Origin of the sequence: Collinsella aerofaciens, from assembly GCF_028206995.1 — a bacterium.
Lineage (GTDB): Bacteria > Actinomycetota > Coriobacteriia > Coriobacteriales > Coriobacteriaceae > Collinsella > Collinsella aerofaciens_AQ.
Window position 1 is genome coordinate 368,547 of sequence record NZ_JAQLFL010000001.1, and the last position, 15,824, is coordinate 384,370.

Here is a 15,824-nt window from a genome sequence, read left to right on the forward strand (position 1 = left end):
TTTGGATTGTCTTTATCCCATCCTTTGCCTCGCGAGTTGACGCGCCCCGTGCATGTGGGCGGCGTGCAGATCGGTGGCGGCGCGCCGGTGGTGGTCCAATCCATGACCTGCACCGATACCGCTGATGCCCAGGCAACGCTTGCGCAAGTGTGCGCGTTGGCGCAGGCTGGCTGCGATATCGTGCGTGTGAGCGTGCCCACTGAGGCCGCGCTTGAGGGTTTCCGCACCATCTGTGCCGAGTCTCCGGTGCCGATCGTCGCCGATATTCACTTTAACCATAAGCTCGCCATCGGCGCCGTAGAGGCCGGTGCCGCCAAGCTCCGCATCAATCCCGGCAACATTGGCGATTGGGCCAAGGTCGATGCCGTGATCGATGCCGCGGGCGCCGCTGGGTGCGCGATTCGCATTGGCGTGAACGCGGGCTCGCTTGAGCAGGATATCGCCGAGCGCGACGACCTCACGCAGCCCGAAAAGCTCGTGATGTCGAGCGAGCGCTTCGTCAAGCACTTTGAGGACCGCGGCTTTACGAACATTGTGCTTTCGGCCAAGGCCCATAGCGTGCAAACGACGCTCGATACCTATCGAGCCCTGTCGCGTGAGATTCCCCACGTTCCGCTTCACCTGGGCGTGACGGAGGCGGGGACCAAGCTCCAGGGCACCATCAAGAGCTCTGTAGGCTTGGGTATCTTGCTTTCCGAAGGCATTGGCGACACCATGCGTGTGTCGCTCACAGCCGATCCGGTTGAGGAGCCGCCGGTTGCCTGGGGTATTCTGCAGTCGTTGGGCCTGCGTCGCCGTGGCCCCGAGATTGTCTCGTGCCCCACATGCGCCCGCTGCCAGGTTAACCTTATTCCCATTGCCGAGGAGGTTACCGAGCGGCTTAAGAACTACTCCGCGCCGCTTTCGATCGCTGTGATGGGATGTGCCGTTAATGGCCCCGGCGAGGCTTCTGATGCCGATCTGGGCGTTGCTTGCGGACGTGGTCAGGCCTTGCTCTTTTCGCATGGCCAGATCATTGGTAAAGTAGCTGAGGACCAAATTGTCGACGCGCTTATGGCCGAGGTCGACAAGCTTATTGAGGAGAAATAAATGACCCGAGCAATGTATATGTCTAAGCTTTATGCGCCGACGCTTAAAGAGGATCCGGCGGACGCTGAGCTCGCCAGCCACCGTCTGCTGCTCCGTGCCGGCATGATCCGCAAGGAGGCCGCCGGTCTATATTCCTACCTGCCGCTTGCTTGGCGCTCGATTCGCAAGATCGAGAACATCGTGCGCGACGAGATGGACGCCGCCGGCGCCCAGGAGCTTATGATGCCTATCATGGTCGACGCGGAGCTGTGGCGTGAGTCCGGCCGCATCGACGCCTATGGCAAGGAGCTTGTGCGCTTTGACGACCGTCACGGTCGCGAGTTCGTCCTGGGCCCCACGCACGAGGAGACCGTCACGGCCCTGGTGCGCAATGAGCTGCGCTCCTACAAGCAGCTACCCGTTAACCTCTACCACATCCAGGACAAGTTCCGCGACGAGTTCCGTCCCCGCTTTGGCCTGATGCGCGGCCGCGAGTTCATCATGAAGGACGCCTACAGCTTCTCCGCCACGCAGGAGAGCCTGCAGGAGGAGTACGACAAGATGAAGCAGGCGTACGCCAATATCTGCGAGCGCTGCTACATCAAGGCTCTGCCCGTCGTCGCCGATTCTGGCGAGATCGGTGGCGATACCTCCGTCGAGTACATGGCTTTGGCTGACGCCGGCGAGGCTTCGCTCGTCTACTGCGACGATTGCGGCTTCGCTGCCGATGACGAGGCTGCAAGCACCAAGGTCGTCGTGACCGAGGGTCCTGGTGACGGTACGCTCACCAAGGTTGAGACTCCGGGCATGGGCACCATTGAGGCTGTTGCTAAGTTCTTTGGGTTCCCCGAGAACGGCACGCGCAAGTCGCTGGCACTCATCGACGCCGAGGGCAAGCCGGTCGTGGCCATTGTTCCGGGCGATCACGAGCTCAACGATTGCAAGGCCGAGCACGTCTTTGGCAAGGGCTATCGCATGATGACCGACGAGGAGCTTCAGGCGAACGGTCTGCACAAGGGCTTTATCGGACCGGTTAACCTGCCCGATGGCATTCGTCTGGTCTGCGACGAGAGCCTGCGCGAGTCCAAACAGTGGGCCTGCGGTGCCAACGAGGTCGATTATCACTTTACCGGTGCCTGCCCCGAGCGCGACTTTACCGTCGATGAGTGGGCCGATCTGGTCACAGTTGTCGCCGGCGACCCCTGCCCGCACTGCGGCAAGCCGCTCTCCGCTGCCCGCGGCATCGAGGTCTCTCAGGTCTTCCAGCTGGGCACCAAGTACTCCGAGGCCATGGGTGCCACCTTTATGGACGAGGACGGCAAGGAGAAGCCGCTCATCATGGGCTGCTACGGCGTTGGTGTGTCCCGCTCGCTCGCTGCCGTCGTGGAGCAGCACAACGACGAGCACGGTATCGTCTGGCCGGTCTCCGTTGCCCCGTACGAGGTCGCGGTGATTCCGCTCGATCCCAAGAAGGAGGAGTGCGCTACCGTCTGCGAGCAGATCGTTGATGGCCTGTGCGCCGAGGGTATCGAGGTCGTCGTCGATGACCGTGACGAGCGTCCCGGCTTTAAATTTGCCGACAACGACCTTATGGGCTTCCCGTATCAGGTCGTTCTGGGTAAGCGTGGCCTCAAGAACGGCACCGTCGAGCTCAAGGACCGTGCTTCGGGTGAGCGCGAGGACGTGGCGATCGACGAGGTCGTCGCCAAGGTCGCCGAGCTTGTGAAGGCGGCACGCCGTTAATCGGCGATTTCGCTTGTAGTTCGATATACGGGACGGCCCCGCATTTCTCCAGATAGGGGAGATGCGGGGCCGTCCTTTTATCTTGTCGGCGTACTCAATCGCTAAAAGGAAACCCCACAGCCCATGCGAGCTGCGGGGTTTCCTTTGTGCCTCCGATGCGAAATAAATCGCTCAGATATTACTGATAATCGACGACGTCGATCCAGTTCTTCAGGAACTCATCGTTCACGTTGCGCTTACGAGCGAGCTCGGAAGCGGCGACGATGCTCGTCCACTGACGCACGACCTGCATGGGCATGTCGGCGCGGTCGCAGTAGAGCTCCAGATAAGCCTCGGCCTGGTCCTTGCTGTTGAGGGCAAAGAGCAGGTAGGTGGTGGCAACGTCGGCAGCAGGGGAGCCCTGGGTAGCGTGTGCCCAGTCGCACACATAGAGCTGGCCGTCGTCGCCGACGATGACGTTGGAGGGGTTGAAGTCGCCGTGGCAGACCTTGAACTCCTTGGTCATACCGTCCAGACGCTCCTGAAGGTTGTAACGCGTGGTGGCATTGAGCTGATCAAGGCTGTCGATCATGCGGGCGAACTTGTCGCGCTGACGGTTGAGCAGCGGGGAGGTGTAGCCGTGGATCTCGATCTGGAGGTCGACGAACATCTCGAGGTACTCACCGAAGCGCTGGGGCTCGGCAGTCATCTTCTCGGCAAGGGTGGTGCCCGGAACCTTCTCGGTCACGAGCGCCCAGCCGTTGGCGTTCTCGAGCTGGGAAACCTCGAGAGCCTTGGGGCTGCGGATGCCGCACTCATTGATGCGGGCAAGATTCAAAGCCTCGTTGAACACGTCGGAGACAGGCTTGGTCTCGTTAAAGACCTTGACGATCTTGTCGCCCAGGTCGTAAACGACCTTGTTGCCACGGCGGACGAGCTCGGTCTTGGAATCGGGTAGCAGCATGGTTGCATCCTTTCAACGATGCGATAGAAGCGACGGCGGGGGTGTGTGAAACACCCGTGCACCCCCGCCGCAAAAAACCGTGCTAAAAACTAGCAGACGGCGTAGTCCTGGGGCTCGCGGCCGTAGTAGGCGTCCAGGTAGAGCTCCTTGATCTCGCTCATGAGCGGGTAGCGCGGGTTAGCGCCGGTGCACTGGTCGTTGAATGCCTGCTCGGTCATCTCGTCGAGGGTGTCGAGGAAGTACTGCTCGTCAACACCGTAGTCGGCGATGGTCTTCTTGACACCGATGAAGTCCTTGAGCTCCTCGAGCTTCGTGATGAAGTTCTCGAAGACCTCCTTGTCGTCCTTGCCCTCGATACCGCAGTACTTGGCCATCTCGGCGTAGTTGTGCAGCGCGTTGGGGTAAGGATACTGGGAGAAGGTACCCATCTTGACGGGAGCCTCGGCGGCGTTGTAGCGCATGACGCGGGTCAGGATGACGGCGTTAGCGATGCCGTGGGGCAGGTGATGGAAAGCGCCGAGCTTGTGAGCCATGGAGTGGTTAAGGCCCAGGAAGGCGTTGGCGAAGGCCATACCGGCCATGCAGGAGGCGTTGTGCATCTCCTCGCGGGCGTGCGGGTCCTTGGCGCCGTTCGTGAAGCTGGAGGGCAGGTTCTCAAAGACGAGCTTGGCAGCGCGCTCGGAGAGGCCCTTGGTGTAGTCGGAAGCCATGATGGAGACGTAGGACTCGATGGCGTGGGTCATGACGTCGATGCCGGAGGCAGCGGTCAGGCCGCGCGGGGCGGTCATGCAGTTGTCGGCGTCGACGATAGCCATGTTGGGGAGCAGCGCGTAGTCGGCGAGCGGCCACTTGATGCCGGTCTCCTTGTCGGTGATGATGGCGAACGGCGTGCACTCGGAGCCGGTACCCGAGGAGGTCGGGACGGCGACGAAGTAGGCCTTCTTGCCCATCTCGGGGAAGGTGAAGATACGCTTGCGGATGTCCATGAAGTCCATGGCCATGTCCTCAAACTTGCACTCGGGGTGCTCGTACATCATCCACATGATCTTGCCGGCGTCCATAGCTGAGCCACCGCCGACGGCGATGATGACGTCCGGCTCAAAGAGAGCCATCTGCTTGGCGCCGCGACGTGCGCACTGCAGCGACGGATCGGGCTCGACGTCATAGAAGCAGTCGTGGGCGATGCCCATCTCGTCGAGCTTGGCCTCGATGGCGCGGGTGTTGCCATTCTTGAAGAGGAACTGGTCGGTGACGATGAAGGCGCGCTTCTTGCCCATGACGGTACCGAGCTCGTCGAGGGCGACGGGCGTGGAACCCTTCTTGAAGTAGACCTTCTCGGGAGCGCGGAACCACAGCATGTTCTCACGGCGCTCGGCCACAGTCTTAACGTTGATCAAGTGCTTCACCCCAACGTTCTCGGAGACGGAGTTGCCGCCCCAGGAGCCGCAGCCCAGGGTCAGAGACGGCTTCATGCCAAAGTTGTACAGGTCACCGATGCCGCCGTGCGAGGACGGGGTGTTGATGACGATACGGCAGGCCTTCATGACGTGCTCGAACAGGCTGATCTTCTCGGCCTGGGCGGGGTGCACGTACAGAGAGGCGGTGTGGCCCGGGCCACCGGCGAGCACCAGGTGCTCGGCCTTGTCGACGGCCTCCTGGAAGTCCTTGGCGTGGTACATGGCCAGGACCGGGGAGAGCTTCTCGTGGGAGAACTCCTCCTTGGCGGGGTCGGTGGAGGTGACCTCGGCGATCAGGATCTTGGTCTTGGCGGGAACCTCGATGCCGGCGAGCTCGGCGATCTTGGCGGCAGCCATGCCGGGGATGCGGTGATCGAGAGCGCCGTTCTTGAACATGGCGGCACGCAGGGCCTCCATCTCGGCACCCTGCTTGACGAAGTAGCAGCCGCGCTTCTGGAACTCGGCCTTAACCTGGTCATAGATGCTGTCGATGACGGTCACGGACTGCTCGGAAGCGCAGATCATGCCGTTGTCGAAGGTCTTGGAGTGGATGATGGAGTTGACGGCGAGCAGCACGTCGGCGGTGTCGTCGATGACGACCGGGGTGTTACCGGCGCCAACGCCCAGGGCGGGCTTGCCCGAGGAGTAAGCGGCCTTGACCATGCCCGGGCCACCGGTGGCGAGGATGATGTCGACGTCGCGCATGACCATGTTAGTCAGCTCGATGGAGGGGACATCGACCCAGCCGATGATGCCCTCGGGGGCGCCGGCCTTGACGGCGGCGTCAAGCACGAGCTTGGCGGCGGCGATGGTGCACTTGGCGGCAGCCGGGTGCGGGGAGATGATGATGGCGTTGCGGGTCTTCAGGCAGATCAGCGTCTTGAAGATCGCGGTGGAGGTGGGGTTGGTCGTCGGGATGACGGCGCCCACGATGCCGATGGGCTCGGCGATCTTGGTGATGCCGTAAGCCTCGTCGCGCTCCAGGACACCACAGGTCTTGGTGTTCTTGTAAGCGTTGTAGATGTACTCTGCGGCGTAGTGGTTCTTGATGACCTTGTCCTCAAGAACGCCGCGGCCGGTCTCCTCGATGGCCATCTTCGCCAACGGGATACGAGCCTTGTTGGCGGCCATGGCGGCCTCATAGAAGATCTTGTCGACCTGCTCCTGCGTGTACGTAGCAAAAAGCGCCTGGGCCTCTCGCATCTGAGCGAGCTTGGCCTCAAGCGCCTCTACGTTGTCCACAATTGCGGGAGTAGTGTTTTCCGGTGACTTTTTCACCATTTGTGTCTCCTTGCGATCGGAGATTTACCCTACGCCTTGCATGATAGCAAGAAATTATTCGGCGAACGGTAAGATTCCTCTAAAAGGCACACTAAAACGCTTCAATAAAATGAATCGTTTTAACTAAAACTATCTGCCTGCTGCATCGCCCCGCTCATTGGGTACAGACTCTCATGAGTATTTCAATGGGAAAAAGGGACATCTGTTTGATAATCGCTATTCGCGGGTCGCGGTTGAGTTGGACACACAGGCGGTGCAGCTACTCGATTACATCCATTTCAATCCCGTGTAAGGTGCGTCCGACTCGCTCGAGGCGTACCGTTAGTTACAAGGCATACCAGCTGCGCTATGATTCCTTTGACATCTGCAAACCCTCATATAAGTCTGTCCCCAATGAGTGCAAAAAGGCGCCCTCCGTAGGGGAGGGCGCCTTTGGTAAGTTCTATGTGAACGCGAGGTCTTTGACCCGGAGAGTCCGAGGTACTTGTTGGTAAGACCTTATTTAGGAGCGCGCAACCTTGCCGGACTTGAGGCAGGTGGAGCAAACGTTCATCTTGCGACGGTGACCATCGACGACGACGTAGACGCGCTGGATGTTGGGGCGGAACTTACGGTTGGTGACGCGGTGAGAGTGGCTGATGGAGCGACCGGCAACGGGGTGCTTACCGCAAACTTCGCAAACTTTGGACATAACTGACCCTCCTTGGGCGACAAACGAACATGTCGCGTTAACAAACAAGCCTGAACTATAGCACAGAAGCAGCTCCCTGTGCGTAATCTACACAGAGATATTCCTCTTTTGGCGATAGTGCCCACGCCACGGCCCTGGACGTAGATCCGATTTGCGTGCAGCAGAGGGGATTATGCCAGCTCGTGCGTACGTTTTCAAGCTCGTCCCACAAATATATATATAGGTTTATGGAGCGTTGGGCTCCGTTTATGGATTGCTTTGTATTTATGCTCGCAATTAAGCTCGAGGTTGGCTACACTATCCCTTGACCATTAAAGGGGTACGAGATACCCACATGGAATTATATAGCTGCCAAAGAGCAGCCCTTCCTGTGGGTGTCTGGTCCGCTTTGAGCGGTCGGGCATCTATTTTTTTGACTGTGTCAGCAGTCAAGACATGTGAGGAAGGAGATCGATGGGCACGACTTCCCCCAAGGCGGTCATCATGGACGAGACCGCCGTCAATCGAGCGATGACCCGCATCGCGCACGAGATTCTCGAGCGCAACGAGGGCTGTGAAGACCTCGCTCTGGTCGGCATCGTCACGCGCGGCGACCTTCTGGCAAAGAAGCTCGCCGAGGAGATCAAGGAGATCGAGGGCGTCGACGTTCCGCTCGGCAGCCTGGACATCAGCTTCTACCGCGATGACTATGCGACCAATTTCGCTCCCGCGATCCACGCTACCAACATTCCCTTTAGCGTCGACGGCAAGCGCGTCGTGCTGGTGGACGACATCCTGTACACGGGTCGTACCATCCGCGCTGCTCTGGACGCCGTCATGGACCTGGGCCGTCCGAGCCGTATTGAGCTGGCAGTTCTCGTTGACCGCGGTCACCGCGAGCTCCCCATCTCGCCGGACTTTGTCGGCAAGAACGTTCCCTCGTCGCATGAGGAGAACGTGCACCTATATATGAAAGAAGTCGACGGCCACACCGCCGTCGAGATTAACGACGTCGCGCCGGGTTCCCACGTGGGCTCCGCGCCGCTGGGAGGTGAGTAGTACCGTGGCGTTCAACCATAAGCACCTGATCGACATTACCGAGTACTCCGAAGAGGACATCAAGCTCATCCTCGAGACCGCCAAGGCGTTCTCCGAGGTCAACGAGCGCGCAATCAAGAAGGTCCCTACGCTCAAGGGCAAGACCATCGTTAACATGTTCAACGAGCCCTCGACGCGCACCCGCAGCTCCTTCGAGCTCGCCGAGAAGCGTCTTTCGGCCGACAGCCTTAACTTTGGCGGCTCCTCGACCTCCACGGTTAAGGGTGAGAGCCTCGTCGACACCGTCGAGACCCTCAACGCCTACAAGATCGACTGCATCGTCGCGCGCGATAAGCACGCCGGTGCTCCCTACATCGTCACGCAGAACTCGCCCGCGAGCGTCATCTGCGCCGGTGACGGCAAGCACAACCATCCCACGCAGGCCCTGCTCGACCTGTACACCATCTGGGAGCACAAGGGTGACTTCCACGGTCTGAAGGTCGCCGTCGTCGGCGATATCGCGCACTCCCGCGTCTGTGGCTCGCTGATCCCCGCCCTTAAGATCATGGGCTGCGAGACCTATGCCGTCGCCCCCGGCACGCTGCTGCCGCCGGCGCCCGAGGTCCTGGGCTGCGACCACGTGACGAGCGACCTCGATTCCGTCCTGCCCGAGCTGGACGTTGTCTACATGCTGCGCGTGCAGCAGGAGCGCCTCGAGGGTGCCCCGTTCCCGACCATTCGCGAGTACCACAAGCTCTTCGGCCTGACCAAGGACCGTGAGAAGCTCATGAAGCCCGACGCGATCATCTGCCACCCGGGCCCCATCAACCGCGGTGTCGAGTTCGATTCCTATATGGCCGACCACCCGCAACGCTCCGTCATCCTGGAGCAGGTCTACGCCGGTATCTGCGTGCGTATGGCTATCCTGTATCTGCTGCTTGGAGGTGCCGATAATGGCCTTGCTTCTTAAGAATGCCCACGTCGTCGACCCGTCCGTCGAGCTTGACGGTGTCGTTGACGTCCTGATTGACGGCGACAAGATCGCCGAGGTCGGCGAGAATCTCGCCGTCGAGGGAGCCGAGGTCCGCGACCTTTCCGGCAAGTACCTCGTTCCCGGCCTGGTGGATATGCACGTTCATCTTCGCGAGCCCGGCTACGAGGTCAAAGAGGACATCGAGAGCGGCACCCGCGCGGCTGCCAAGGGCGGCTTTACCGGCGTGTGCTCCATGCCCAACACCGATCCCGTCACCGATAACGGCACCGTCGTGGAGTTCGTCAAGTCCCGTGCTGCCGAGGTCGGTCACTGCCGCGTCTATCCGTCGGGCGCCATGACCCGCGGTCTTAAGGGCGAGGCCATGTCCGAGATGGGCGATATGGTCGCCCACGGCGCCGTCGCCTTCACCGACGACGGTCGTGGCGTGCAGGGCGCGGGCATGCTCCGTCGCTGCATGGACTACGGCAAGATGTTCGGCAAGGTCTTTATGAGCCACTGCCAGGACGAGGACCTGGTCGGCCACGGCCAGATCAACGAGGGCAAGGTTTCGACCCGTCTGGCTCTCGAGGGCTGGCCGGCTGCCGGCGAGGAGCTCCAGATCGCCCGTGACATTGAGATCGCCAAGCTGACCGGTGCCAAGCTGCACATCCAGCACATCTCCACCTCTCACGGTCTCGAGCTCGTGCGTGCCGGTAAGGCCGCCGGCGTTCAGGTTACCTGCGAGGCCACCCCGCACCACATGTTCCTGACCGAGAACGATCTGGACGAGACCTACAACACCTCGCTCAAGGTCAACCCGCCGCTGCGTACCGAGGAGGATGCCGAGGCCATCCGTCAGGGCGTCATCGACGGCACCGTCGACGCTATCGTCACCGATCACGCTCCCCACACCCCGTGGGAGAAGGCCCGCGAGTTCGAGCTTGCGCCCTTTGGTATGATCGGCCTCGAGACCTCGCTGTCGCTCGTACTCACCGAGCTGGTCAACACGGGCAAGATGAGCATGGGCCGCATGGTCGAGCTCATGGCCATCAAACCGCGTGAGATCCTGGGTCTCGACCAGGTTCAGGTCAAGGCGGGCTCCGTTGCCGACCTGACCGTGTTCGACGCGTCCGCCACCTGGACGGTTGGCGAGGACGGTTACGAGTCGCGCGCCGAAAACTCCGGTTTCGCCGGCCGCACGCTTACCGGCCGTGCCACCGATGTGTTTGTCGGCGGTAAGCAGACGCTCGCCGACGGCTGCATCTGCTAGCATAGCCTTATCGCTTTTGTGCGCGGTGCCCTTGCGGTGCCGCGCTTTCTGTTCGTTTTGACCATGCAACCGCATGGGGGATTGGAGCGTCTATGCCCACACCTTCCACTGCACGCATGCACGACTTCGAGGTCGTCTCGAACCAGGAGATCGCCGACGGCATCTTCTCGCTCGTCATCTCGGCCCCCAAGCTTGCAAGTGCGCTCAAGCCCGGTCAGTTTGTGAACATTGCCGTGCCCGGCGATGCGTCCTCGCTGCTTCGCGTGCCCCTGAGCTTCTATCGCGCCGACGCCCAGGCCGGCACCGTCGAGCTGTGGTACGCCGTCGTGGGCGACGACACCCGTCGTCTGTCGCAGATGGCCCCCGGTTCCACCTCTAATCTGCTGGGCCCTGGCGGCCGCGGCTGGCTTGTGCCCGAGGGTACCAGGAAGGCGCTGCTCGTTGCTGGCGGCATCGGTGTTCCGCCCGTGCTGTGCCTCGCCGGCATGCTTGCCGAGCAGGGCGTTGACGTGGATGTGTGCCTGGGCTTTGGCACCGCTTCCAAGGCCGTGGGTGTCGATGAGTTCCGCGCGCTGGGCGCCACGGTTAACGTGTGCACCGATGATGGCACGCTGGGCACGCACGGTTTTTGCACCGACCCGGCAGCCGAGCTGCTCGGCGAGGGCGGCTACGACTATGTGGCCAGCTGCGGCCCCGCTGTCATGATGAAGAAAGTCGCCGCCGCTGCCGCCGAGGCCGGTGCGTACTGCGAGGTGTCGCTTGAGCGCATGATGAGCTGTGGCTTTGGCGCCTGCAACACCTGCAATGTAGAGACGGTCGACGGTATGAAGGGCGCCTGCATGTGCGGCCCCGTGTTCGATGCTTCCAAGGTGGTGGTCTTCTAGTGGGTACCGTGAACATGGCCGTCGATTTCGGCGGCGTCAAGATGCAGAACCCCATCAACACCGCAGCCGGTACCTTTGGCTACGGTTGGCAGTTCCAGAACTTCTTTGATGTTTCCCAGCTGGGCGCCATCACCACCAAGGGTTGCGCTGCCGAGCCCTGGCCCGGCAACCCCGCGCCCCGCATGGCCGAGATTCCCGGCGGTATGATTAACTCCGTGGGCCTTCAGAACCCCGGCGTGGCCGCTTTTGCCCGCGAGTCCGGTCCGTGGCTCGAGCAGCTCTCCAAGGACGGTTGTCAGGTCATCTGTCAGGTCGCCGGTCACTCCGTCGAGGAGTTTGTCCGCGCGCTCGAGATGTATGTCGAGCTGTGCCCCTGGGCTGCCGGCTACGAGATCAACGTCAGCTGCCCCAATATTGCCGCCGGCGGTGCCGCCATGGGCTCCTCGCCCGAGGGCGCCTCTGCCGTTATGGCTGCCTGCCGTAAGGTGACCGATAAGCCGCTGTTCGTAAAGATGGCTCCGGTTAACGTTGCCGAGATTGCCAAGGCTCTCGAGGCCGCCGGCGCCGACGGCCTTTCGGTCATTAACTCCATCCAGGGCATGGCCATCGACGTCCATACCCGCAAGTCCCGTGTGGCCAAGCCCAAGGGCGGCCTTTCGGGCCCGCTGTGCCACCACATCGCCGTTCGCATGGTCTGGGAGGTCGCTCAGGCCGTCGATATCCCCATCAACGGTGTCGGCGGTGTCATGACCGGCGAAGATGCGGCCGAGTTTATCCTGGCCGGCGCCACCTGCGTGTCGGTCGGCATGGCCAACTTCGTCGATCCGTGCGCTTCGCTCAAGATCGCGCACGAGCTCGAGGCCTGGGCCGAGTCTCAGGGCGTGAAGGACATCAACGAACTGGTAGGTGCGTTCGAATGCTAGAGACCGATGCCCGCGACCGTGTTATCGTCGCCCTCGACTGCGACCGTGAGCGTGCGCTCGAGCTTGCCCACGAGCTTTCGGGCCATGCCGCCTGGCTCAAGGTTGGCATGACGCTCTATTACGCCGAGGGTCCTGAGATCGTCAAGACGTTCAAGGATTTGGGCTTTAAGGTCTTCCTTGACCTCAAGTTCTATGATATTCCGCATCAGGTTCGCGGTGCCGCCCGCTCGGCCTCGCTTGCCGGTGCCGATCTGCTTTCGGTCCACGGCTTGGGTTCGGGCGCCATGCTCGCTGCCTGCCGCGAGGGCGCCGAGGAGGCGCGCAAGGACCGCGCCAAGCTCGTCGCCATCACCGTGCTCACGAGCATGAACCAGGATGCCTTGAGCGAGATCGGCGTCGAGTCGCCCGTGGCCGAGGAGGCCGCCCGCCTGGCAAAGCTCGCTCAGGCCAACGGCATCGACGGTATCGTGTGCTCGCCGATGGAGGCTCACGACATGCGTGGGCTGCTGGGTCCCGATGCCCTGATCGTGACTCCGGGTGTGCGTCCGGTGGGTGCCGCCCTTGGTGACCAGTCCCGCGTGGCGACGCCTTCCCAGGCTATCGAGCGTGGCGCAAGCCACATCGTGGTGGGCCGTCCCATCACCGGCGCCGACGATCCGGTTGCCGCCTTTGACGCTATTGTCGCTGAGCTGGTCGAAAACGTCGCCTAAAAGATTCCCCTAAGTCACCACTTTTGGGTCTCATTAGCACAAAATAGCCCCTGTGCCTGCGTAAACTTTCCCATCCTTTGTGTGGAATCGCAGGTCAGGGGCTTAACTTTGGGCGCAGTATATTGCACTTTTTGCGGGTATCGTCTAACCTATGGAGCCGCGATTGGGCATTTTGTACGTTCTACGTGCTAAAATGCCAATTATTGAATCAGATATAACCCAACTTTTTGGAGGTACGAATGGCACTCCCTCAGCTTACCGATGAGCAGCGCAAGCAGGCTCTTGAGAAGGCTGCTGCCGCACGTCACGCCCGCGCTGAGCTTCGCGAGCAGATCAAGAAGGGCGAGAAGTCCCTCGAGTCCGTGCTCAACTCCGATGACCCCATCGCTTCCCGCATGAAGGTTTCCACCCTCATCGAGTCTCTTCCTGGTTATGGCAAGGCCAAGGCCGCCAAAATCATGGAGGAGCTCGGTATCTCCGCTACCCGTCGCGTCCAGGGCCTCGGCGTCCGTCAGCGCGAGCAGCTCCTCGAGCAGCTGACCAAATAAGTGAGCGCTCAGGATTCCAAGCTCTTTGTGATTTCTGGACCGTCAGGCGCAGGCAAGGGTACGCTCGTCACTCGTGTGCGCGAGCGCCGCTCGAACCTGGGCCTGACGGTTTCGGCTACCACGCGAGCACCACGCAAAGGTGAGGTCGACGGCGTCAACTACTTTTTTCTGACGCGCGAGGAGTTCGACCGCCGCGTGGCAAACGGTGAGTTTGTTGAGTGGGCCGAGGTCCACGGTAACTGCTACGGCACGTTGGTGAGCGAGGTCACATCCAAGCTCGCCTCGGGCGCGTCTCTGATTTTGGAGATCGATGTCCAGGGCGCCCTGCAGGTGAAGGAGCGTTTCCCCGAGGCCGTGCTGATCTTTATCAAGCCGCCTTCGCTTGAGGTGCTCCGCGAGCGTCTAGTCGGTCGCGGTACCGAGACGCCCGAGACGATTGAGCTGCGTATGGCAAACGCCGCCGATGAGCTTGCCCTTGCCGACCGCTACGACGACGTCGTGGTTAATGACGATCTCGACCGCGCGACCGATGAACTCGTTCGCGTTCTCGATATGCATGAAAGGAACTGAGGTCCGTGTCCGTTGTAAAGCCTTGCATTGACGATCTTCTGGAGAAGACCGATCACAACCGCTTCCTGCTCGCTTCGCTTGCCTCCAAGCGCGCCTGCGACATCAATAGCATGCTGCGTGGCCAGCACAACCGCGTGCTTGCCGTCCAGGATGTCGATGACATCACCATCGGGCTTTCCGGTGCCGATACCATCTCGATGGCTATGGACGAGATTGTCGACGGCGACATCTCTTACGACGAGGCCCGTTACGAGAAGGCGCTCGGCCACAAGGTTGCTGAAGCCTAAATGGCGGCTCGCGTCTGCCTGGTCCACTATCACGAGGTTGGACTGAAGGGTAAGAACCGCGCACATTTTGAGCATATCCTCATGGATAACATCAAGGCGGCCTTGGCCGCCTTTTCCGTGAATGCCGTGTCTCGAATTTCCGGTTATATCCTCGTGACCTTTAACGAGCATCAGGCCGATGAGGCGGCGCGTGTCATTCGCACCGTTCCCGGCGTTGCTCGTGTGTCTTTGGCGTATCACACTAACCGCGACCCGCAGGAGTACTGTGCCGCCGCCGTCAAGGCGCTGCGCGAGTTTGGTTCCTTCGATTCGTTTAAGGTGCATGCCAAGCGCTCCAATACCGACTATGAGCTCACCTCGATTGACATCAATCGTCAGGTGGGCGAGGTGCTGTGTGAGGCCTTCCCCGATAAAAAGGTTCAAATGCACGACCCCGATGCGATGGTGCACGTACTGGTGGTCCAGGGTAGCGTTTATGTGTATGCGCGCTCCGAGCGCGGCGTGGGCGGTCTGCCGGTTGGTTCTGCCGGCAAGGTCGTGACGCTGCTGTCGTCGGGTATCGATTCTCCGGTGGCGACCTGGATGCTCGCGCGTCGCGGCGCGGTGTGCGTGCCGGTGCATTTCTCTGGTCGTCCGCAGACGCCCGATACGAGCGAGTATTTGGTGCAGGACATCATCCGTGCGCTTGAGCCGGGTGTCCAGATCGGCCGCCTGTACGTGGTGCCGTTTGGCGACTGCCAGCGTGAGATTTCGGTCACCTGTCCCAGCAACCTGCGCGTGATCATGTATCGCCGCATTATGTATTCGGTTGCCGAGCGCATTGCACACATCGAGGGCGCCAAGGCCATCGTGACGGGCGAATCGCTTGGGCAGGTTGCCTCCCAAACGCTTGAGAATATCATGGCCGTTAACGAGGCCGTGAAGATCCCCGTGTTCCGTCCGCTCATCGGTTCGGACAAGCAGGAGATCATCGCGCGCGCCGAGGAGATCGGTACGTTCGATATCTCGACCGAGGCTGCTCCCGACTGCTGCACGCTGTTTATGCCGCGCCGTCCCGAGACGCACGCTAAACTCGATGCCGTGCATGAGGCCTGGGAGTTGTTCGATCACGAGGAGATGATCGAGCGCCTGCTCAAGCAGACCGAGTACATCGACTTCGAAAGCAACACGTATAAGGCCCCTAAGACCTTAAAGCGCAAACATTCGGAGCTTGCTCCGCGTGAGATTTACCAAGATCACGAGTAAATTTGTGCATAGACCGACGATGCGCTTGCATCGTCGGTCTTTTGCTATCTGGACATTTTGCGGCTAAGTGTTCATTTGCTGACGCGTGTCTGAATAAATGGACAGATTTGTGCAAGGTTTTGGTCAGCTTTTGGTTTGACCGCAAAAACCGGTTTTGGAGCGTGGCTGTTGCGGGGTTCCTTTCCTGACACGATGGTGTTGGGAGGTTTTGCTA

The 15,824-nt window shown here is 60.8% G+C and carries 15 protein-coding genes; 12 read left to right on the forward strand and 3 right to left on the reverse strand.

Annotation, left to right across the window (positions count from 1 at the left end; genetic code table 11):
- Positions 1-6: 6 nt before the first annotated feature.
- Together ispG and PMX60_RS01745 are read left to right on the forward strand one after the other, a co-directional pair.
- Positions 7-1,089, forward strand: coding sequence for a flavodoxin-dependent (E)-4-hydroxy-3-methylbut-2-enyl-diphosphate synthase (ispG, locus tag PMX60_RS01740; RefSeq protein ID WP_195361310.1), 1,083 nt, complete (start codon positions 7-9; stop codon positions 1,087-1,089).
- Positions 1,090-2,811, forward strand: a complete 1,722-nt coding sequence (locus PMX60_RS01745) for a proline--tRNA ligase (protein WP_271746670.1) — start codon at positions 1,090-1,092, stop codon at positions 2,809-2,811. It abuts the gene before it with no gap.
- 178 nt (positions 2,812-2,989) lie between these two features.
- Here the strand turns inward: PMX60_RS01745 and PMX60_RS01750 are convergent, their stop codons facing one another.
- From PMX60_RS01750 to rpmB, 3 genes are all read right to left on the reverse strand, one after another.
- The gene (locus PMX60_RS01750; protein WP_006236119.1) at positions 2,990-3,754 is read right to left on the reverse strand and encodes an aminoglycoside phosphotransferase family protein; all 765 of its coding nucleotides are present in this window, start codon (positions 3,752-3,754) and stop codon (positions 2,990-2,992) included.
- An 89-nt stretch (positions 3,755-3,843) separates the two neighbouring features.
- Positions 3,844-6,492 carry a bifunctional acetaldehyde-CoA/alcohol dehydrogenase gene (adhE, locus tag PMX60_RS01755; RefSeq protein ID WP_271746671.1) on the reverse strand — a complete coding sequence of 883 codons (2,649 nt, stop codon included), beginning with the start codon at positions 6,490-6,492 and terminating at the stop codon, positions 3,844-3,846.
- 502 nt (positions 6,493-6,994) lie between these two features.
- Entirely contained in the window at positions 6,995-7,183 is a 189-nt protein-coding gene (gene rpmB, locus PMX60_RS01760) for a 50S ribosomal protein L28 (protein WP_022094725.1), read from the reverse strand.
- Positions 7,184-7,636: 453 nt separating this feature from the next.
- Here rpmB and pyrR point away from each other — a divergent pair, with 453 nt between their 5' ends.
- The 10 genes from pyrR to thiI all read left to right on the forward strand — a co-directional run bounded on the left by pyrR (position 7,637) and on the right by thiI (position 15,610).
- Positions 7,637-8,221, forward strand: a complete 585-nt coding sequence (gene pyrR, locus PMX60_RS01765; RefSeq protein WP_006236123.1) for a bifunctional pyr operon transcriptional regulator/uracil phosphoribosyltransferase PyrR — start codon at positions 7,637-7,639, stop codon at positions 8,219-8,221.
- Positions 8,222-8,225: 4 nt separating this feature from the next.
- Positions 8,226-9,170 (forward strand): aspartate carbamoyltransferase catalytic subunit, encoded by a 945-nt coding sequence (locus PMX60_RS01770; protein WP_271746672.1) that lies wholly within the window; start codon positions 8,226-8,228, stop codon positions 9,168-9,170.
- Positions 9,154-10,443, forward strand: a complete 1,290-nt coding sequence (locus PMX60_RS01775) for a dihydroorotase (RefSeq protein ID WP_055309883.1) — start codon at positions 9,154-9,156, stop codon at positions 10,441-10,443. The genes PMX60_RS01770 and PMX60_RS01775 overlap by 17 nt, the downstream gene beginning before the upstream one ends.
- Before the next feature lie 116 nt (positions 10,444-10,559).
- Positions 10,560-11,327 carry a dihydroorotate dehydrogenase electron transfer subunit gene (locus PMX60_RS01780; protein WP_055309932.1) on the forward strand — a complete coding sequence of 256 codons (768 nt, stop codon included), beginning with the start codon at positions 10,560-10,562 and terminating at the stop codon, positions 11,325-11,327.
- Positions 11,328-11,341: 14 nt separating this feature from the next.
- Positions 11,342-12,250 carry a dihydroorotate dehydrogenase gene (locus PMX60_RS01785; protein ID WP_055309933.1) on the forward strand — a complete coding sequence of 303 codons (909 nt, stop codon included), beginning with the start codon at positions 11,342-11,344 and terminating at the stop codon, positions 12,248-12,250.
- Positions 12,244-12,960, forward strand: coding sequence for an orotidine-5'-phosphate decarboxylase (gene pyrF / locus PMX60_RS01790; RefSeq protein ID WP_271746673.1), 717 nt, complete (start codon positions 12,244-12,246; stop codon positions 12,958-12,960). Before PMX60_RS01785 ends, pyrF begins: the two co-directional genes overlap by 7 nt.
- 239 nt (positions 12,961-13,199) lie before the next feature.
- Complete coding sequence (gene mihF / locus PMX60_RS01795) at positions 13,200-13,508, forward strand: integration host factor, actinobacterial type (protein ID WP_006236130.1); 309 nt, start codon at positions 13,200-13,202, stop codon at positions 13,506-13,508.
- Positions 13,509-14,078: a guanylate kinase gene (gmk, locus tag PMX60_RS01800; protein WP_055309885.1), complete on the forward strand. Its 570-nt coding sequence runs from the start codon at positions 13,509-13,511 to the stop codon at positions 14,076-14,078. It begins immediately after the preceding gene.
- Positions 14,079-14,083: 5 nt separating this feature from the next.
- Entirely contained in the window at positions 14,084-14,365 is a 282-nt protein-coding gene (locus tag PMX60_RS01805; protein WP_035138532.1) for a DNA-directed RNA polymerase subunit omega, read from the forward strand.
- Entirely contained in the window at positions 14,366-15,610 is a 1,245-nt protein-coding gene (gene thiI / locus PMX60_RS01810; RefSeq protein WP_006235944.1) for a tRNA uracil 4-sulfurtransferase ThiI, read from the forward strand. It begins immediately after the preceding gene.
- Positions 15,611-15,824 lie beyond the last annotated feature (214 nt).

Coding starts and splice junctions, on each gene's coding strand:
- PMX60_RS01745 (WP_271746670.1), top strand. CDS start 1,090: ATGACCCGAGCAATGTATATGTCTAAGCTTTATGCGCCGACGCTTAAA.
- PMX60_RS01785 (WP_055309933.1), top strand. CDS start 11,342: ATGGCCGTCGATTTCGGCGGCGTCAAGATGCAGAACCCCATCAACACC.
- PMX60_RS01750 (WP_006236119.1), bottom strand. CDS start 3,754: ATGCTGCTACCCGATTCCAAGACCGAGCTCGTCCGCCGTGGCAACAAG.
- PMX60_RS01780 (WP_055309932.1), top strand. CDS start 10,560: ATGCACGACTTCGAGGTCGTCTCGAACCAGGAGATCGCCGACGGCATC.
- thiI (WP_006235944.1), top strand. CDS start 14,366: ATGGCGGCTCGCGTCTGCCTGGTCCACTATCACGAGGTTGGACTGAAG.
- pyrR (WP_006236123.1), top strand. CDS start 7,637: ATGGGCACGACTTCCCCCAAGGCGGTCATCATGGACGAGACCGCCGTC.
- adhE (WP_271746671.1), bottom strand. CDS start 6,492: ATGGTGAAAAAGTCACCGGAAAACACTACTCCCGCAATTGTGGACAAC.
- mihF (WP_006236130.1), top strand. CDS start 13,200: ATGGCACTCCCTCAGCTTACCGATGAGCAGCGCAAGCAGGCTCTTGAG.
- rpmB (WP_022094725.1), bottom strand. CDS start 7,183: ATGTCCAAAGTTTGCGAAGTTTGCGGTAAGCACCCCGTTGCCGGTCGC.
- pyrF (WP_271746673.1), top strand. CDS start 12,244: ATGCTAGAGACCGATGCCCGCGACCGTGTTATCGTCGCCCTCGACTGC.
- PMX60_RS01775 (WP_055309883.1), top strand. CDS start 9,154: ATGGCCTTGCTTCTTAAGAATGCCCACGTCGTCGACCCGTCCGTCGAG.